We start from the raw sequence: 16,856 nt of genomic DNA, 5'->3' as shown, positions 1-16,856 counted from the left end.
TTAAAAGGCTTCAAAAACTATCTGTAAATTTCATTTCAAGCAAGTTTTAAAAATCATGAAAATCTAAACGCAGTTTTTACCGATTTTATTTCAAATTTAAAAATAAACAGAGAAATACTCAAGCAAGCAGCAAAATTTTGCCGACTCAACGGCAAATTCAGCTAAATCCCAAGCCTATTCTTTGCCGCTTGCGTGATCTCCTCTTCGTAGTCGTAGTATTCAAACGTCGCGCCGTGCTGAAACGCGCCGTTTAAGATGTCGCCGCTTTGGCGATTTTTGAGGTCTATCTCAGCGATCTTAAAGCCGTCCAGCGTCTCGCAAAACTCCCTCAGGCGCGTCGGTGGATTTTTGAGCTTTGTAAACAAAAAGCAAAATCCGCTCCCGCCGTTTCGCCCTACTCGTCCGCGCAGCTGATGCAGGCTCGCTAAGCCAAGCCTTTCCGCGCCCACGATCACGATCGTGCTAAGCCTGGGCAGCGAGATGCCGACCTCGACCACCGTCGTCGATAGTAGCACGTCTCCGCGCTCGCGAAATTCGCGCAGCACTTGCTCTTTTTCCTTGTCCTTGCCGTGCGTCACGTAGACGTTTGCAAAATTTGCCCGCCAAAATCCCTGCGCTTCCTCCAGCCCCTGATAGTTCGAGCTTTCGCTACCCTCCACGAGCGGGTATATTACGGCGACTTGCTTGCCTTTGGCGATTTGCGCTTTGATATGCGCCAGTAGCTCGCCAAAGTCCGCGCTTTGTAAAATTTGCGTGTGGATGTGCTTTTCAAAAGGCATCTGCCGCAGAAAACTAAACTCCGCAAAACTGCTTTGTATCATGCTTAGCGTGCGCGGGATCGGCGTCGCTGAAAACTGCACCACGTGAGCTCTGGTCTCGTTCGCCGCTTTTGTTTGCTTATTTCTTTTTTCGGGCGCGGTTGCGGTCAAATTTGCCTGCTCGCAGCCGTCAAATTTACCGTCAAATTCACTCTCCGCTGCGTCAAGTTGCGGGTCTTGCACAAGTCCTCCGCTAGCTAGAGCATTGATTTTCTCGCGCTGATTTGAGCCGAAACGGTGCTGCTCGTCTATCATAACTAAAGGCGCTGCGGGCAAGCTTTGATAAAGCAAAACATGCGTGCCGATGATGAGATTTACGCCGTCAAATTCGGGCTTGTCGCCGCTTTTAACAAGCAAAACTCGCATAAAATCAGGTAGCAAACGCGCCGCCTCTGCGTAAATTTGCTCGGCTAGTATCGATGTCGGCGCCATGATGAGCGCAGGGCCGGGATAGACGCTAAGCGCGGCAGCTAGCATAACAAGCGTCTTGCCGCTGCCCACATCGCCCATCACGACGCGCCGCACCGCCTCCTCGCCGCTAAAATCCGCGCGCAGATCGGCGATAGCGTTTAGCTGGTCGGAAGTCGATGCAAACGGCAAATTTTTAAGCCACTCCGAGATATCAAAAAGCTTGATTTTAGGCGCCTTAAAATGAGTCTTTTTGGCGTTTAGCTTTTTTAGGTAGTTGTAAATTTCGACGAATTTTAGCACCTCTTCGCCCGCCTTTTCCCGCACGAGAGCATCTAATATCGCGATGCTTTTTTCATCACCTCGATGCAAATCAAGCAAAAACCGAGCCTCCTTAGGCGCGAGTCCAGCCTCAAGCAAATTGGGCAAATTTACGTATTTTTGGATCAAATTTTTAAACGAATCGTCTCTGAGAGAGAGTTTGTATTTGGGTATGATTTCGTTTATTTTCGTGACGATTTTGGGATTGGTTAGCTGCCACGAGCCGTAGGCGTAGGCGCATTTGCCGCTTACAAACACGCTTTTGCCGACTTTAAAGGCGCCGTGATGCCAAGGCTTGGCGTTAAAAATTACTATTTTGACGTTTTGCTCCCACGCCTCGCACCAGCATGCGGCATGTAGCATCCCGCCTCCTTGGCGATACGCGCTTTTTATCTCCACGGCGACGCTCACGTGTCCGTCTTTTGGCGCGGAGGCCAGGCTCGTATCTTCAAAGCTTTTAGGAAGCTTTAGCGCTAGATCGAGCAGAGTGGTTACGCCGATTTTTTTTAGATTGTTTCTGTCTTTTTCATCAAATTTCATTGTAAAGCACGGCAAAACTGAGCTTTTCTATCTCTGCGTGCTCCGCGATAAACGCGTTTAGCTCGGCAAGCTTTAGCTTCGATATTTTTTCTAGCTCGTCTTTAAAATTTCCTAGTTTAAAGCCGTTATAAAACTCGCTCTGAGCGATGTTTAAGCGGTTAAAAAGCGTCTCTTGGCGTAGCGGCTGCGAGCCTAGCAAAAATCTTTTAGCCTGCGCTAGCTCGCCTGCCTTTACGCCGTTTTTGACGAATTTTGCAAATTCGTCTTTCACGACTGCGACCGCCTCGCTCCTGCTTTCGTTTTTGGTTTGCAGATATCCCCAAATTTGCGAGTGGCTCAGCGCAAATTCACTCCTAGCATACGCCGAATACGCTAGCCCCCGCTTCACGCGGATCTCCTCCATCAGCCTACTGCCAAAGCCGCCCTCGCCCAAAATAAACGTCGCGACCTTAGCCTTATATCGCTCCTCCCGGGAAACGTCAAAAGGCGCGCCAAAGTAGATATAGGCTTGCTCGCTAGGCTTGATTATTGTTTTTTCGCCGCATTTTTCATCGGTTTTAAAAAGCTTTAGCTCGCGCGCTTTGCCCTGTTTTAGCGAGCTTAAAATCTCGTCTAAATTTAGCTCCCCAGGCGTCACTTCGCCGCCCAGCACTACGAATAAATTTGCCAGATCAAGCTTGCTATCGATGAAATTTTTAACGTCCTCTAGCGTGATACTCTCTACGCTTTGCTTCGTGCCGATGCTTGGGCGCGCTAGATTCGTACCAGGATACAGCAGCCCGTTTAGCGCGACTCTAGCCAGATAGTCGTAGTCGCTCTCGTTACTAGATATCTCGCCCAGAGTCAGAGTTCGAACCTTCTCAAAGCTTTTTTGGCTTAAATTGGGCTCCTCTAAAAGCTCTTTTAGCTTGGCAAGCGCAAAAGAAAAGTGCTCCTTTAGGCAGTTTAGCTCAAACGCAAATGTCTCAAATCCCGCGCTCGCGTAAAGGCTAATCGCGCGCGTTTCAAGCTCTTTGGCAAAGCCCGCCGCGCCCTTGCTTAGCGTTCCTTCGTCAAAAATTTTAGCGACGAATTTAGCAAGTCCGGCCTTCTCCTCCGCGCAAGCTCCGGCAACCTTGAAAATAAGCTTTAGGCTCACCGCGGGCAAGGTTTTGCTAGCCTCGTAAACGGTAGGGATTTGTAAATTTGCGGCTTTTAAATTTATGATTTTCATCAATAAAACCTTTCTAAAATGTCATAATTTGTATTGCGTTTGGCGGGTTTTTCGCCGATGTCTTTGATGAGGCGTATCATCTCGTCTTGATTCATACGGTAGCTAGCGCCCGCGGCCTTGACGACGTTTTCCTCCATCATCGTGCTGCCTAGATCGTTTGCGCCAAACAGCAACGCCAGCTGCCCGATGTAGCTGCCCTGCGTGACCCAGCTGCTTTGGATGTTTGGTACGTTGTCTAAAAACAGCCTAGAAACCGCAAGCAGGCGCAAATAGCGATTCGAGCTTTGCTTTTTGATCTCGGGACGTTCGGCGGCTAGGCGCGTGTTTAGCCCCTGAAAGCTCCATAAGATAAACGCTCTAAAGCCGCCCGTCTCGTCCTGCAAGCTCCTGATATGCTCCCAGTGCTCCACGATCTCGCGCGTGGTTTCGACGGTACCAAACATCATCGTAGCCGTCGTCTTTAGCCCCTCCTCGTGCGCCTCGCGGTGGATGCGCAGCCAGGTCTGCACGTCGCATTTTTTAGGCGCGATCATGTCGCGGACGCGGTCGCTAAGTATCTCTGCTCCGGCTCCTGGCATAGAGTAGAGCCCTTTTTCTCGTAGACGGCGTAGCGCTTCCCTAGTACTGATGCGTGAGATCCTCGCGATATAGTCGATCTCGACCGCGGAAAATCCGTGAATCGTGATGCTTGGGTATTTTTTCGCGATAAACTCCACGAGATCCTCGTACCACTCGATTTTTAGTTTCGGATGCACGCCGCCTTGAAATAAAATTTGCGTCCCGCCGATAGCGATGAGCTCCTCGATCTTTTGCCCGATCTCCTCAAAGCTAAGAACGTAGGCGTCCTCGTCCTTATGATCGCGGTAAAACGCGCAAAATTTACAGTCCACCCAGCACGCGTTCGTGTAGTTGATGTTTCTATCCACGATAAATGTCGTGACGCCCTGGGGATGCAGCTCGCGCTTGCGCGCTAGAGCCATCGCTCCAAGCTCGTTAAGCTCGGCGTTTTCTATCAAATTTACCGCCTCGTCCACGCTTAGTCTATTCAAATTTTTCCTTTAAATTTTTTACGCGAGTTTAGCAAAAAACGCTTTTATCTTTGATAAATTCACGTTTTTTAACTTCTTGCGGATATCGTTTCGCGCCTCAACGCAAAGGAAAAGAAATGATTTTAAAATCCGCAAAAAACGCGGCTAAGCTAAGAAATTTAACCCTTTTGGCGCTAGACGGGGCGTCAAATTTGACGCGGCATTTAAATTTAACCCGTTTTTGCAGCCCGCTCAAATTTAACCCGATTTATAAAGCTTAAATTTGATAAAATCGCGAGACATTTTATCAAAGGAGAAAAGATGAAAAATTTAGTTTTAGCTGCGATTTTGGCGCTATTTTTTGTAGGCTGCGCGGCAAACAAACCAGCTCCCGCCGAACAAAACGCGCAGGAGTATCGCCATGCTACGCAGATAAAAGACGCTAGCTGCCCGCATCACGGCATGCCAAACGCTAGCTGCGCACAGTCTCACGCAGCGATGAAAGAGTGCCCTCATCACGGAAATCACGGAGCGGACAAAAGCCTAGGCTGCGGCGGCGAGAGCGCCAAATCAAAGCCATGCCCAAAATGCGACGCAAAAGCGCAAGGCTGCGCGCAGCATAAAGAGTGCGCTCATCACGACAAAAACCGCGCAAGCGACGAAGCGCACGCCTGTCCTCATCACAAACACTAAAATTTAATGCGGTCAAGGTCAAATTTGATCGCATTCCCTCGTCAAAATTTGCGCCCGCTAACAAAATCAAAATCAAGCCAAATTTCACAACAAAGTAGTTAAATTTCGGTTTTAGTCTCGTCGTCTAAAATTTTAAGTAGACTAGGCATCCTAAACTCGCCGCTCATCCCCTTTACTAGCCGCGCCGCTTCGTCTACATCCATACCGATCGCGCTAATAAAAAGCGGCCTTTTGCTACCGCCTCTGCAAATTTCTCTTACAAATTTGCAGCTACCTTTAAAAGGCGATTTAGCTACGCCCACAATCTGCACTCTGCGCTCCAAGCACTCGTATAAATGCCCGCCCAGACCGCATCCGCCCTCATCATCAAGGTAAACAAAACCGTCGATCACGATGAGCGAGACATCCCGTACATCCAAATCCTGCAAAAGCGAGACGATGCACGGTAGCTCCCTTTTATAAAAACTTCCGCTCTCATAGGGCGCTACGTTGCCGACTACCTTTGAGATGATTTTGAGCGGCTTTTTGTCGCAAAAGTTTTCAAACAAAACCCCTGCGACTTTAGCCTTGTTTCCCGTATAGTACGCGTCTACGGCAAGCTTCATCGATATCTTTTAAATTTGAGCGGCAAAAGACGGCTTAGATTTAAAACACTCAGCCGTCTCAAAAGCTCAAATTTAATCCCTCTCCAAAACGACTTTATTGCCTTTGGTGCCAAGCACGCGCACCTTTGCACCTTCGGCTAAATTTCCGTCGTAGCGCCACAAAGTGCCTTTAAAATAAACCATACCCTCTCTGATCTCGCCCTCGCCGCTCTCGTTTAAAAAGTCGTCCTTAACTTCGCATTCATGCTGGTTAAATTTAGCCTTCAAAGGCTTTCTGAGCGCAAAAAGCAGAACTAGCGAAATGATAGCGATAAGTAAAATTTGATACTCCCAAGCGATATCTACGAAAAATCCCAAAACTCCGACTGCTAAAAATCCAAGTCCGAAAAATAGCACGAAAAAGCTACCGAGCATAAACTCGAGCATAATTAGGCCTACGCCCGCAGCCAGCATCAAGTACGCAGGTATCATTTCGCCGCCCTAGCACCCAAAAAGTCCTTCAAGACGCTTAGAGAGCCGATGAGCTCGGTCGCTTCGTAAGGGACTAAAATTTTATCTTTCGAGCCGTTTTTGGCTAGCTCGTTAAAGGCTCCGACGCGGTCGCGCGCTAGTAGGAACTCGGCAGCCTTGGCATTTTGCGCCATGCTTTCGTTTATCATATCCATCGCCTCTTTTTGAGCCGTGGCTAGCGCGATTTGCTCGTACTTTTTCGCATCGGCCATACGCTCGATAGCCTCGGCTTGCAATACTTTTTCTTGTTTTAGCGCCTCGGCGTTGCGAATGAGCGCCTCTTTTTCAGCCTGCGCTTTTAGCTCGATCGCGCGTTTTTCGCGCTCGGCTTTCATTTGTAGATTCATCGCCTCTTCGATGCCGTGCGGGACGGAGATCTCGGAGATCTCGACGCGCATGATCTTTACGCCCCAGTTATCGGCGGCGTCTCCGAGCGCTCTTTGTAGCGCGGAGTTTAGGCGGTCGCGCGAGCTAAGCGTATCATCGAGATTCATCGCACCGATCTCGCCGCGCAGCGTCGTCATGGCTAAATTTGCGATCGCGCGTTTGTAGCTATCGACGTTATATAGGGCCATTTTGCCGTCGACGACCTTTAAAAACACGATGCCGTCGACGCTGATGTTTACGTTATCTTTGGTGATGACTTGCTGCTTCGTGATATCTACTAGCTGCTCTCTCACGGTGATCACGGCGCGGATCTGATCGACAAAAGGGATGATGATGTGAAAACCGCCGTCAAGCACCTTATGAAATTTACCCAAACGCTCGACGATGTAGATATCAGACTGCGAGATGATCTTAATGCCGGCTTTTAAAAACAAGACCGCAAAGGCCAGCACGACCACGGCAAATACGATAAACGGGATGCTCTCTTCCATGACTACTCCTTAAAATATTTTTCATCATTTTAGCCGCTTTTTGCTAAAATTTCGCCATTTTGGCGGAAAATTTTTAGTATAATTAGCCAAAATTTTAAGGATAAATCATGAAAAATATTTTATTTTTAGCTGCAGCTGCGATGATATTTGCTGGCTGTGCGACTGGCGGAAGCGCCGTAAATAACAAAAAATGCGGCGGCACTGAGGTTTTTGAAACGTGCGGCGCCCAGATAGATAAGGAAAATTTGATCGGGGTTTACGAGGCTAAGGTGTTTTGCGACGGTTGCGGCGAAAACTCAAAAAGCACGCTAACGCTCAACGCGGACGGTACGTTTAAAATCGACACCGTTTATCAAAAAAAGATCGCGCAAAGAGAGCTACAAAATGGCAAATACGAGATAGAGGGCAACACCCTAAGAGCGACGAATCAATACCGCGAAAAGCTAAATTTCGAGAGTAACGGCGATACGCTACGCCAGATAAGCAACCAAAACAGCTTTATCAAAGAAAATTTCGCCCAGGAGCGCATTTACAAAAAGCTAGAAGCAAACTAAGCGGCAAATTTAGCGCTCAAATTTAACCCGAAGCCCAAAATGAGTAAATTTATCAATCTACTAAAAACCCAGCCCGTTTTCGCGCGCCTCTCGCTCATACAGCTAATTTGCTATTTCGGCGTTTGGTTCTCGCACACGGGCATTTTCACGCTACTTATCGAGCTTGACGCCCCCGTTTGGGCGATCACGGCGGCGGCTGCGCTTGCTTTCGTGCCGGGCGTGCTGCTATCGCCTTTTAGCGGTATCGTGGTGGATAAATTTAGCCCCAAACCTATGCTAATAGCGCTCACGGTCGTAGAGATGGCGACGGTTTTTATGCTCGTTTTTATCGACAAACTCTCCTTGATGTGGCTGCTATTTGCGATAATATTTATCAGAGTCGGGGCCGGCGGAACGTATTTTCAGGTCGAGATGAGCCTGTTTCCCAAAATTTTAAACAAAGACGAGATAAAAACCGCAAACGAGATCCACTCGCTCATCTGGGCGTTTTCATACACCGCAGGCATGGGGCTAGCGGGTATTTATATCCATTTTTTCGGGATCAAAAGCGCCTTTTTGCTAGACTGCGCTCTTTACGCAGCGGCGCTTATCGTCCTGCTTAAAACCGACATCGCCGTGCGAGCTAAAAAAGGCGGCGAAAAAGTCCGCGAGATGCTAAAAAACGGCCTAAAATACGTAAAACGAAATCCGCTCATCGCGCACCTCATCATGCTACACGCTGTTGTGGGCGTGACTAGTTACGACGCGCTCGTGGCTCTGCTAGCCGACTATCCGTACGCGGGCATACTCTCGGCATCGCTCATCATCGGTTACATCAACGCCTGCCGCGCCGTCGCGCTGATCTTCGGCCCGCTCGTGCTTAGCAAATTCGTCTCAAACTCCAACCTAGTCTATATCTACGTCGGTCACGGGCTTGGCGTCATCGCGTGGAGCGCGCTTCAGTTTAACTTCTATATCGGATTTATCGGGATTTTCTGTGCAGGATTTTTTACCTCGACGCTTTGGAGCTACACCTACACGCTCATCCAGCAAAAGTGCGATCCCGCATTTTACGGTCGCATCATCGCCTATAACGATATGGTTTATCTAGGCGTCGCGGCAGTGATTTCTAGTGGTATAGGGCTGCTTTTTGAGCTTGGACTTAGCCTCTCGCTGATCACGGCGCTGATAGGCTGCATGTTTTTTGCCGGAGCGATTTATTGGGTATTCGTGCGTAAAATTTACAAAGACGAGCTAGCGTAAATTTGCTCTGCGGCGCGGGCCTAGCAAGGCAAATTTAAACGCACAAATTTACCGTCCGCGTCAAAAAACGTAGCCGTCCGCTCGCGTCAAATTTAAGCAAATTTGAGCCGAATTTGACCTCAAATTTATCTCGCTCAGGCCTTAGCGTAATAAGTCGTTCCGTTTGAAATATGCTTTTTATAAAGCGTCGTAAACGGCACCAGATCGGCGTGTCCTACGTAGAGTCTGCCGTGATCGCTCAAAATTTTATGAAAGCGCTCTACGGTTTTTAGCTTAAATTCCTCGTTAAAATAAATCATCATATTTCGCGAGAAAATGATGTCGAATTTGCCGAGCTTAAAGATCGCATCGTCAAAGATATTTGCCACGCTAAACTCGCATCTAGGCAGCATCTCGCGCTTGATTTCGTACTTGCCGTCGCGTTTTGTGAAGTAGATATTTTTTTGATTGTCGTTTAGTCGGTGCAAGGAGCGCTCGTTATAAACGCCCTTTTTACAGCTATCGATAGCCTCGGAGTTTATGTCGATACCAACGATACTGACGCGGTTTACGTCGAGCAAATTTGAGTGCGCGAGCATACCTAGCGAGTATGCCTCATCGCCCGTCGAGCACGGCGCGCACAGTATCCGCACGCTATCAAGCTCCTCTCTGGCGTAGTAGATCGCGGCTTGTAGCTGCGGCAACTCTCTGTAAAAATAGGTCTCGTTCGTAGTGATTAAATTTACGATCTCTTGCCTCATAAAGCGGTCTACGACGACTTTTGAACTTAGGGCTTCAAAGCTTGAAATTCGGTTTGCTTGACAGAAATTTATTAGGCGTTGTTTTATCATGTCCTTTTTGGACTCTAGATCCACGCCGCACATATTTTTGATGACTTCGACGAATTTATTTAGTCCCGCCGCATCGCTAGGAGCGGGCGTCAAATTTGCATTTTCAAGCATGTAAAAACCTTTCTAGTTCCGCCCTTATACCGCCGATGGGTAGCGACCTTAAATTTGCGTTGATTTCTTTCGCGCGCTTTGGCATGCCGTAGACGATCGCGCTCTCCTCGTTTTCGGCGACGCATTTAGCGCCCGCTTTATATAGCTCGTTTAGTCCGCGCGCGCCGTCGTCGCCGATGCCAGTTAGCAGGATCGCCATGACGTCGGCAAATTTGCAAGCCTGCACGCCCGAGCGAAAAAGTACGTCCACGTTGGGGTTATACGTGGTCTCTTTCATGGGCGAACACATACCGGCCGTTAGGGGGCTAGCGGAGATTATCTCGGAGTTTTTCTCGCAGATATATATCGCGCTTTTTAGCTGCACAGGCGCGCCCAGCATAACCACCTCCGCCGCGCACTCCTTGTCAAACTGCGAGATAAAACTAGGGATGAAAGCCAGGCTCATATGCTGCGCGATAACGACGCTAGCACCGTTTAGATCAAGCCCCTTAAAAAGCCTTTTTAAATGTCCCGGACCGCCTGTCGAGGCGCCGACTAAGACCAGTTTTTGTTTCAAATTTATTCCGTTTTTTGAGTTAATTTTACGGCTATTTTATCTTTATTTATATTAAATTTAGCTATAAGGCAAAAATACATAAAATAATGCAAATAATTTTACGCTAACTAAACGCTGCGGTCAAATTTGAGTAAGATTTTGGAGATTGCAGAAACGGCGTGAAATTGGTTAAATTTTACTGAGACATCGGCGGTCCAAGTAACGGCTTTTATACAGAACATATCTTGCTCAAATTTGGCTGGCTTTCATTTTATTCACGCCTTGCTGTGCTTGTACTCAAATTTGACCGCACGAAACTCATTTTATCGCACTTGCTTTAGTTGCAACATTTAGACGCGAACTTTCCGTCAAATTTTACTTTATGATTGACGGTTTTATCTTTTTTGGATGAGGCTCTTTTTTATCGTGAGTTACCGCTTTTTCCAGCGCGTGTTTTGGGTAGTTTGCGCCTTTTGACGCGTTGTCGCTAGCAAAAACTAGAGCAGAAAACAAGATTAATAAGGGCAAAGCTAAAATTAGCATTATCCCGACCGTCTTTTTCATTTAAATTTCCTAATTCTCGTCCAAATTTACGCTTGAAAGCAGCCTGATCTCGCCTTGCTTTACGACAAACGTCCTATTTTTTATTCGTCATTTGATACAAAAAGCTAAAGATTTCGGCGACTGCTTTATAGAGATTTGGCGGGACTTCCTCGTTTAGATCGACCTTACTTAGAACCTCGATTAGATCGGCGTCCTCTTTGATCGGTATGTCGTGAGATTTGGCTAGATTTATGATATTTTTTGCCACTTCGCCCGAACCCGTAGCCAGCACTTTTGGGGCATTATCTTTTTGACGGTTGTAGCCAAGAGCCACGGCTTTTTTAGTTTTTTGCACTTTTGCCAATTTTACGCCTTTTTATCAAAGCCCATATCAAGCTTATCCAGACCGCCGTAAACGCCGCTAAGGCGCAGCTTTGGCATGGTTTTTAGACTAAAATTCGACACTATCAAGCCCTGCTCGCCGATAGCCCTTTTTAGCTCCTTCGCGCCGCTTAAAATCAGCTCCTTAAACTCCTCTTTTTGCGTCGCGATCGCAAGGTCGATGTATTTGTTTTCGCTAAGCGCCACCATGATGTTGATTTGGCCGAAATTTTGAAAATTTAGGTCGATTTGCGCGTAATGTTTTTGCTTTTTGCCCTGCTTAAACCTGATGTTTCCGCCCTCTACGCCCTCCCAGACGTAGGGCAGATAGGTCTGCACGCCGCCTGCGACCGCGGAGGCTAGCTGGTGCATCTCGATTTGAGCGAGTAGCTTTGAGGCAGCGTCTTTTACGGGGCTAGCGTCCGGAGACTTTGACTGCATGTTTAAAAGCGCGCTTTTTACGTCGTTTTGCAGCACCTTTGCCGTCTCTTCGGCGCTTTTTGGCGTCACGGCGCCAAGCTCGCCGCGAGCGATATTTTGCTGTTTGATTAGCTTGCCGACTTCATCTAAGTTATTTTTTGCTTCAAAGCCAGCTTTATCGGCGATTTGCAAGGCGAAATTTAACTTTCTAGCCGCATTTTGCAGCTTATCTTGCAGCGTCGCGCCCTCGCTCCCATCCGTACCGTCTCGGACGATTTTTTGCGCAAAGTCGTTAAATTTATCCTGCGAGGCCGCAAGCACGCTAAGCTCGCCCGTTAGATCTTTTGATGCGTTTTTTAGTTCGGCGAAATTTAGAGCAAAGCCTCTGTTTTGACTTAGCTTTTCGCTGTTTAAATTTTGCATTTTTTCGCCCGCGCTTGCCAGCAGCTGCGAGATTTTATTTAGCTCGTTGTTTAGCGTTTTTTCGTTTAGGCTTAGTCCGCTGCTACTCATCGCGTTTGCCTGTTTATCCATAAATTTAGCTGCGTTTTCGAGTTTATCCGCGATCTCAAAAAGCTGTTTAAAAGGCGAGCCGGCTAGCGTATCCTTGGCTGCGGTTTTAGCGTTTTGTAAAATTTGATCAAGCTTAGCAAAGCTTTCGTTCGTACTTAGGCTGTCATCCTTAGTAAGTGTTGAAATTTGCTCCAAAAGCTGCTGATTCGAGAGATTTTTTATATCGCCAAACAGCTTATTTATCGCGCTGGGTAGGTTAAATTTGCCGTTTAGCGCCTCTTTTAAATTTGCCTCTAGCATGATGCCCGAGCTTTTTATCTGTTCGTTTAGAGGCGCGTTTTTTAGATCGGCGACCGGTTTTAAAAACTCCTTTAGCTTGAGTGCAAATTCCTTTAGATCGGGCTCGTTTTCGGCAAGCGCGACGAGGCTTTTCATGTCTTTTGCGAGATTTGGCGAAAGTTGCAGATTTTTTGCCTGAGCGGCTAGCTCTTTGGCCTGCGCCGGACTTGATTTTAGCTCGTTTAAAAGCTTATTTACGAGCTTATCTAGATCCTTTACGGCGTTATCTGCGGCCTCGGAGTCCAAATTTTGCGCAGGCGCGGGCTGATTTTTAAAAAGATTTTTGGTTTCGCCCGCCTGACCCGTCTGTCCGGCGCCTGGGCCGCCGGGTCCGCCCGTTTTAGGCAGAGCGCCGCTGACTGCGGCCTGGGTTGCGATTTGCGAACTTACTGAGTTGCTTACTGATTCCATACGGCTATATCGTCAAATTTGAGATTTTCATTAGCTATTTGCCATCGTGCCGGGACTATGTTCAAAGTCGCTTCTGCTTTCAAGCGGAACGGTTTTTTGCGTGAAGCAAAACGCAATGAGAAACGCAAGCAGCGCCACGTAAACCCACATAAAGCCGTCAAAGCCTAAAATTTGCATGCTAGCGCCCATTATCACGGACGAAAGAAGCGAGCCGAAAGAGTAGCTAAAAAGTACGGCGCGCCCTACTTCGATGCCTTGATTTTTGTGCTTTAAAACGTCGTTGGCGCGAGCAAGCGATAACGCGTAGAGGCAAAAAGCGCCAGAACCCAAAAAAAACGACAAAACGTACTGTGCGTAGATAGAGGGCTTAAGCGCCAAAAAACAAATAGCCGCAAATAGAGACACGCCCGCGCAGCACATTATCGCGGGGCGGCGACCGAATTTATCCGAAAAACCGCCGATGAGAGAGTGGGCGATAAAGCCGCCCGCCATCGCGACGGTCATAAAAAACGAAACCTCCCTCGCGCCGTATCCTTGCAGCAGGATATAAACGCTAGCCATCGTAAAAAAGCCGTTTATGAGGATGCCCGCTACGATGCTGGTAATGAGCGCCAAAGGCACGAGCGCAAAGACCCTCGGGATCGAGACGCTCTTTTTTTCGGGGATAGGCGGCTCTTTGATGCGGATTAAATTTAAAGGAATACTCGAAAACAAAATAAACGCCGCACTAAGCAAAAGCACGTGCGAAGTGGATAAATTTAGCGATAGCACGAGGATGCCCAGCCCAAAACATACGTAAAACGTGATCTCGTAAAATGCCAGTACTCGCGAGCGCACTTCGTTTCTAGCGCGCGCGTTGAGCCAGCTTTCGATTATCATTAAAATCGAGTAGTAGCAAAAACCCAAACACCCGCGCAAAAAGGCCCAAAAGTAGAGATTTTGGCTAAGGTCGTGAAACATCGCCGCGATACCAAAAAGCGACGCAAATATCCCAAAGCTTCTTATGTGGCCGACTTTTGAGACGATTTTATGTGAAAATATCGTAGCTATCATAGCTCCAACGAAAAATACCGCGATGACAAATCCCGTTTCTAGCTCGTCCGCGCCCATTTTTTTTAGTTCGACGCCCGCAGAGCTGATGATGAGGCCGTTTCCCACAAACAAAAACGCCATCCCCACAAATAGTGCAAACATCGATCTGATCGTTATTATCGAGCTATTTCTCATTGCTTTTTACTCCATATATCAAAGCGCCCGCGGGCATCGCCGCAAGCGCAATCAAAAACGCGGCGATATCAAGGTTGTCTTGTCTTTTTAGCGCCAAAAATCCGACGACCAAAACCGCATACGCGATCAGCCGAAAAGGCACGAAAGCGGTGAAGTAGTTGGGCGAATTTTGCTTTAAATTACGCGCGAAATTTTGCTTTTTTGAGGGCTTAGTTTCGCTATTTTGATTTGACTTGCTCAAATTTGACTCGTTTGCCAGGCTTAAATTTAAACCACCGCTTTGGTCTGCGTCACTTAAATTTTGCTCGTCAAATTTAGCCCGCTCGTTTTCGTCGTTTAAATTTAACTCATCTAGACGCTTAGTATCTTCGCGGCGCGGGTCATGCTCGTCAAATTTAGCCTCCACAGGGCGGTCGGGAAACTCCTCGTGATTTTCGCCCCACTCGTCTATATCGTCATCCGCGGAGGCGTCATAGTCTCGCACGCCGTTTTCTACGCGCTTTTTATAGGCTCTAAAGGTCGCCGCCAGCACCAAAAGCGAGCCCGCAAACGCGACCTGCGAGCTGTAAAACCACGCGCGGCCAAACACCGCCGAGCCCAGCAATAGCAAGGCCTCAAACGCGCCGTAAACGGCAAGGAGCTTAAAATTCACTCATCGTCCTCGTCATCGTCTTTCGCGGGTTTAAATTTACCTTTGTCTTTTAGTTCGTCAAGGCTTTTTATCTGCGCGTCGTAGGCCTTTTTGACGTTTAGCGCGGCTGCGGCGATGCCCACGGCGACGCCCGCAAACAGCGTCCACGTCCAGCCGGTTTCCTTCATCGCCCAGTAGCCAAACCCGGCCCCGATAGCAAGCGCTACGACGATAGATATGCCCAGGCTTAGCTGCTCGGCGCCCTTTACGACGTCGCCTAAATTTATCTTCGCCATTAGGCAAATCCCCAGCTATTTTTCATGCGCTCTTGTATCGCTTCGCGCTCTTTTCTAGCCTCTTTTAGACGCTCTTCCAGATCGGCGATCCTTGCTTTTACCTCGCGCATCTCCTCGTTCTCGCTAGCGCTCTCCGCAGCTATCTCGGCAAAGCTCTCGTCCGCGGCCTTAACGGCAAATTTGATATCGTCCTCGCTCATCGCGTCGCAGATGAAGCCCGTCTCAAACTGGCTAGGCGCTAGATAAACGCCTTTTTTAAGCATTTTGGCGTGAAATTTAGCGTAAAGTTTAACGTCGCTTTTTAGCGCGTCGTCGTAGTTTTTGACCTCGTTTGCCGTAAAGAAAAATCCAAACATCGAGCCTCTCACCGTCGTTTGCAGAGCGATGCCGTGCTTCGTGGCGACGCTTTTTAGTCCGTGAGCAAATAGCACGGCTAGCTTGTTTAGGCGGTCATAAAGCTCGTTGTCGGCAAAAATTTTACTTAGGCTTGCGATGCCTGCGGCCATAGCTACGGGATTGCCGCTTAGCGTACCGGCCTGATATACGGCGCCTTCGGGACTTAGGCAGTCCATGATGGCAGACTTTCCGCCAAACGCAGCCGCCGGGCAGCCTCCGCCGATAACTTTACCAAACGTCACTAGATCGGCCTCGATACCGTTAAATTCGAACGATCCGTGTCTGCTCGCTCGAAATCCGCTCATGACCTCGTCAAATATCAGAACCGCGCCGTTTTCGTCGCAAAGGCGTCTAAGCTCGCTCAAAAACTCGTTATCAGCAGGCACGAGCCCCATATTTCCCGCGATCGGCTCGATTATCAGCGCGCCGATTTTGCCTCTATTTGCCTCAAATATCGCTCGCACGCTTTCTATATCGTTATAGCGCGCTAGATACGTGTTTTTCACCACGTCCGCCGGTACTCCGCCGCTAGATGCGTTGCCGTAGGTGGTCGCGCCGCTACCTGCCTTTACCAAAAGCGCGTCGCTGTGCCCGTGGTAGCAGCCTTCAAATTTTATGAGTCCGTCCTTACCGCTAAAGCCGCGCGCTACGCGTATCGCGCTCATAGTGGCCTCGGTGCCCGAGCTTACGAAGCGCACCTTTTCTACGTTTTTAAACTCGTCGCAGATTAGTTTAGCTAGCCTCGTTTCTAAATTTGACGGAGCGCCAAAGCTTAGTCCCTTTTTAGCCGTCGCTATCACCGCGCTCTCGATATCGGGGTCGCAGTGACCGAAGATAAGCGGTCCCCAGCTCTGGATGAAGTCCAGATAGCGGTTTCCCTCGATATCGACTAGATACGCGCCCTCGCCGCGATCTACTACAAAAGGCTCGCCGCCGACGCTGCCAAACGCGCGAACGGGCGAATCCACGCCGCCCGGGATATAAATTTTCGCCAGTCCAAAAGCTTCTTTGTTCGTCATTTTTTATCCTTGTTGAAATTTATAACGTATTCGTAAAGTAAATTTATCTCTTCGTCGGTTAGAAAGTAGCTAGGCATCACGCTTTTTGCGCTTAGTACGCCCTCTTTAAACGTCTCAAAATCAAGATTGTTTATCCGAGGCGCTCTTAGCTCGTCGTCGATGACCTGCTTCGTTTTTTTATCAAAATGTCTATATTTTGATATGAGCGAACCCTCGCCGCCCTTGCCGTGACACTTGTCGCAGCCGATGCCGCGCGGGTTTTGATAGAGCATCTTTGCGTATTCGTTTTTCGTGATAAAATCGCTCGCAAACGCTGCGCCGCAAAGTAGCCCTAAAATCAGCCAAATTTTCATAAATTCTTTCGCTTTTTCGTAAATTTAATCTAAAATTAGCT

20 protein-coding genes are annotated in these 16,856 nt (G+C 48.3%); 4 read left to right on the top strand and 16 right to left on the bottom strand.

From position 1 onward, the window contains the following. Window positions 1-161: 161 nt before the first annotated feature. From H7R39_RS06955 to H7R39_RS06945, 3 genes are read right to left on the bottom strand one after another with little or no spacing between them, the layout of a single operon-like run. Window positions 162-2,087: a DEAD/DEAH box helicase gene (locus H7R39_RS06955; RefSeq protein ID WP_185899391.1), complete on the bottom strand. Its 1,926-nt coding sequence runs from the start codon at window positions 2,085-2,087 to the stop codon at window positions 162-164. Continuing rightward, window positions 2,077-3,300 carry a M16 family metallopeptidase gene (locus H7R39_RS06950; protein ID WP_185898578.1) on the bottom strand — a complete coding sequence of 408 codons (1,224 nt, stop codon included), beginning with the start codon at window positions 3,298-3,300 and terminating at the stop codon, window positions 2,077-2,079. Before H7R39_RS06950 ends, H7R39_RS06955 begins: the two co-directional genes overlap by 11 nt. Continuing rightward, window positions 3,300-4,349, bottom strand: coding sequence for a dehypoxanthine futalosine cyclase (locus H7R39_RS06945; protein WP_185898577.1), 1,050 nt, complete (start codon window positions 4,347-4,349; stop codon window positions 3,300-3,302). Before H7R39_RS06945 ends, H7R39_RS06950 begins: the two co-directional genes overlap by 1 nt. 116 nt (window positions 4,350-4,465) lie before the next feature. On the opposite strand from H7R39_RS06945, the gene H7R39_RS06940 reads away from it, so the two are divergent. Both H7R39_RS06940 and H7R39_RS06935 read left to right on the top strand, forming a co-directional pair. After that, window positions 4,466-4,609 (top strand): hypothetical protein, encoded by a 144-nt coding sequence (locus H7R39_RS06940; protein ID WP_185898576.1) that lies wholly within the window; start codon window positions 4,466-4,468, stop codon window positions 4,607-4,609. Window positions 4,610-4,649: 40 nt separating this feature from the next. After that, window positions 4,650-5,021: a putative periplasmic lipoprotein gene (locus H7R39_RS06935; RefSeq protein WP_185898575.1), complete on the top strand. Its 372-nt coding sequence runs from the start codon at window positions 4,650-4,652 to the stop codon at window positions 5,019-5,021. 98 nt (window positions 5,022-5,119) lie between these two features. On the opposite strand, the gene H7R39_RS06930 is transcribed toward H7R39_RS06935, so the two are convergent. From H7R39_RS06930 to H7R39_RS06920, 3 genes are all read right to left on the bottom strand, one after another. Continuing rightward, window positions 5,120-5,626 carry an endonuclease V gene (locus H7R39_RS06930; protein WP_185898574.1) on the bottom strand — a complete coding sequence of 169 codons (507 nt, stop codon included), beginning with the start codon at window positions 5,624-5,626 and terminating at the stop codon, window positions 5,120-5,122. Window positions 5,627-5,698: 72 nt separating this feature from the next. Then, window positions 5,699-6,097, bottom strand: coding sequence for an NfeD family protein (locus H7R39_RS06925; protein WP_185898573.1), 399 nt, complete (start codon window positions 6,095-6,097; stop codon window positions 5,699-5,701). Then, a complete protein-coding gene (locus tag H7R39_RS06920; protein ID WP_009493831.1) occupies window positions 6,094-7,014 on the bottom strand; it encodes an SPFH domain-containing protein in 921 nt (306 codons plus the stop codon). The genes H7R39_RS06925 and H7R39_RS06920 overlap by 4 nt, the downstream gene beginning before the upstream one ends. A 107-nt stretch (window positions 7,015-7,121) precedes the next feature. Between H7R39_RS06920 and H7R39_RS06915 the strand changes: the two genes are divergently transcribed. Together H7R39_RS06915 and H7R39_RS06910 are read left to right on the top strand one after the other, a co-directional pair. Further along, entirely contained in the window at window positions 7,122-7,568 is a 447-nt protein-coding gene (locus H7R39_RS06915) for a copper resistance protein NlpE N-terminal domain-containing protein (RefSeq protein WP_185898572.1), read from the top strand. A 39-nt stretch (window positions 7,569-7,607) separates the two neighbouring features. Further along, window positions 7,608-8,810, top strand: coding sequence for an MFS transporter (locus H7R39_RS06910; RefSeq protein WP_185898571.1), 1,203 nt, complete (start codon window positions 7,608-7,610; stop codon window positions 8,808-8,810). A gap of 134 nt (window positions 8,811-8,944) precedes the next feature. Here H7R39_RS06910 and H7R39_RS06905 read toward each other — a convergent pair whose 3' ends face one another. From H7R39_RS06905 to H7R39_RS06860, 10 genes are all read right to left on the bottom strand, one after another. Beyond that, on the bottom strand, window positions 8,945-9,751 hold the full coding sequence (locus H7R39_RS06905; protein ID WP_185898570.1) for a CheR family methyltransferase: 807 nt from the start codon (window positions 9,749-9,751) through the stop codon (window positions 8,945-8,947). Then, window positions 9,744-10,307 carry a CheB methylesterase domain-containing protein gene (locus H7R39_RS06900; RefSeq protein WP_185898569.1) on the bottom strand — a complete coding sequence of 188 codons (564 nt, stop codon included), beginning with the start codon at window positions 10,305-10,307 and terminating at the stop codon, window positions 9,744-9,746. The genes H7R39_RS06905 and H7R39_RS06900 overlap by 8 nt, the downstream gene beginning before the upstream one ends. Window positions 10,308-10,661: 354 nt before the next feature. After that, on the bottom strand, window positions 10,662-10,850 hold the full coding sequence (locus H7R39_RS06895) for a hypothetical protein (protein WP_185898568.1): 189 nt from the start codon (window positions 10,848-10,850) through the stop codon (window positions 10,662-10,664). A gap of 73 nt (window positions 10,851-10,923) precedes the next feature. Further along, window positions 10,924-11,193: a FlhB-like flagellar biosynthesis protein gene (locus tag H7R39_RS06890; protein ID WP_009493814.1), complete on the bottom strand. Its 270-nt coding sequence runs from the start codon at window positions 11,191-11,193 to the stop codon at window positions 10,924-10,926. Between the two features lie 2 nt (window positions 11,194-11,195). Beyond that, window positions 11,196-12,893, bottom strand: coding sequence for a flagellar hook-length control protein FliK (gene fliK / locus H7R39_RS06885; RefSeq protein WP_185898567.1), 1,698 nt, complete (start codon window positions 12,891-12,893; stop codon window positions 11,196-11,198). Between the two features lie 30 nt (window positions 12,894-12,923). Then, window positions 12,924-14,120, bottom strand: coding sequence for an MFS transporter (locus H7R39_RS06880; protein ID WP_185898566.1), 1,197 nt, complete (start codon window positions 14,118-14,120; stop codon window positions 12,924-12,926). Then, entirely contained in the window at window positions 14,110-14,772 is a 663-nt protein-coding gene (locus H7R39_RS06875) for a potassium transporter TrkA (RefSeq protein ID WP_185898565.1), read from the bottom strand. The genes H7R39_RS06880 and H7R39_RS06875 overlap by 11 nt, the downstream gene beginning before the upstream one ends. Further along, a complete protein-coding gene (locus H7R39_RS06870; RefSeq protein WP_185898564.1) occupies window positions 14,769-15,047 on the bottom strand; it encodes an AtpZ/AtpI family protein in 279 nt (92 codons plus the stop codon). Before H7R39_RS06870 ends, H7R39_RS06875 begins: the two co-directional genes overlap by 4 nt. Beyond that, the gene (gene hemL / locus H7R39_RS06865) at window positions 15,047-16,462 is read right to left on the bottom strand and encodes a glutamate-1-semialdehyde 2,1-aminomutase (protein ID WP_185898563.1); all 1,416 of its coding nucleotides are present in this window, start codon (window positions 16,460-16,462) and stop codon (window positions 15,047-15,049) included. The genes H7R39_RS06870 and hemL overlap by 1 nt, the downstream gene beginning before the upstream one ends. Next, window positions 16,459-16,815: a c-type cytochrome gene (locus H7R39_RS06860; protein ID WP_185898562.1), complete on the bottom strand. Its 357-nt coding sequence runs from the start codon at window positions 16,813-16,815 to the stop codon at window positions 16,459-16,461. The genes hemL and H7R39_RS06860 overlap by 4 nt, the downstream gene beginning before the upstream one ends. Window positions 16,816-16,856 lie beyond the last annotated feature (41 nt).

Origin of the sequence: Campylobacter massiliensis (assembly GCF_014253065.1) — a bacterium.
In the GTDB taxonomy this organism is placed as follows: domain Bacteria; phylum Campylobacterota; class Campylobacteria; order Campylobacterales; family Campylobacteraceae; genus Campylobacter_A; species Campylobacter_A massiliensis.
Note: the sequence above shows the minus strand (reverse complement) of the source record. Positions and strands in the feature narration are given on the sequence as shown.

What these genes read in the sequence shown, in the direction of transcription:
- H7R39_RS06940 (WP_185898576.1), top strand. Translation starts at nt 4,466, where the DNA reads ATGATTTTAAAATCCGCAAAAAACGCGGCTAAGCTAAGAAATTTAACC.
- H7R39_RS06880 (WP_185898566.1), bottom strand. Translation starts at nt 14,120, where the DNA reads ATGAGAAATAGCTCGATAATAACGATCAGATCGATGTTTGCACTATTT.
- H7R39_RS06935 (WP_185898575.1), top strand. Translation starts at nt 4,650, where the DNA reads ATGAAAAATTTAGTTTTAGCTGCGATTTTGGCGCTATTTTTTGTAGGC.
- H7R39_RS06895 (WP_185898568.1), bottom strand. Translation starts at nt 10,850, where the DNA reads ATGAAAAAGACGGTCGGGATAATGCTAATTTTAGCTTTGCCCTTATTA.
- H7R39_RS06870 (WP_185898564.1), bottom strand. Translation starts at nt 15,047, where the DNA reads ATGGCGAAGATAAATTTAGGCGACGTCGTAAAGGGCGCCGAGCAGCTA.
- H7R39_RS06915 (WP_185898572.1), top strand. Translation starts at nt 7,122, where the DNA reads ATGAAAAATATTTTATTTTTAGCTGCAGCTGCGATGATATTTGCTGGC.
- hemL (WP_185898563.1), bottom strand. Translation starts at nt 16,462, where the DNA reads ATGACGAACAAAGAAGCTTTTGGACTGGCGAAAATTTATATCCCGGGC.
- H7R39_RS06925 (WP_185898573.1), bottom strand. Translation starts at nt 6,097, where the DNA reads ATGATACCTGCGTACTTGATGCTGGCTGCGGGCGTAGGCCTAATTATG.
- H7R39_RS06860 (WP_185898562.1), bottom strand. Translation starts at nt 16,815, where the DNA reads ATGAAAATTTGGCTGATTTTAGGGCTACTTTGCGGCGCAGCGTTTGCG.
- H7R39_RS06930 (WP_185898574.1), bottom strand. Translation starts at nt 5,626, where the DNA reads ATGAAGCTTGCCGTAGACGCGTACTATACGGGAAACAAGGCTAAAGTC.
- H7R39_RS06920 (WP_009493831.1), bottom strand. Translation starts at nt 7,014, where the DNA reads ATGGAAGAGAGCATCCCGTTTATCGTATTTGCCGTGGTCGTGCTGGCC.
- H7R39_RS06910 (WP_185898571.1), top strand. Translation starts at nt 7,608, where the DNA reads ATGAGTAAATTTATCAATCTACTAAAAACCCAGCCCGTTTTCGCGCGC.
- fliK (WP_185898567.1), bottom strand. Translation starts at nt 12,893, where the DNA reads ATGGAATCAGTAAGCAACTCAGTAAGTTCGCAAATCGCAACCCAGGCC.
- H7R39_RS06950 (WP_185898578.1), bottom strand. Translation starts at nt 3,300, where the DNA reads ATGAAAATCATAAATTTAAAAGCCGCAAATTTACAAATCCCTACCGTT.
- H7R39_RS06905 (WP_185898570.1), bottom strand. Translation starts at nt 9,751, where the DNA reads ATGCTTGAAAATGCAAATTTGACGCCCGCTCCTAGCGATGCGGCGGGA.
- H7R39_RS06955 (WP_185899391.1), bottom strand. Translation starts at nt 2,087, where the DNA reads ATGAAATTTGATGAAAAAGACAGAAACAATCTAAAAAAAATCGGCGTA.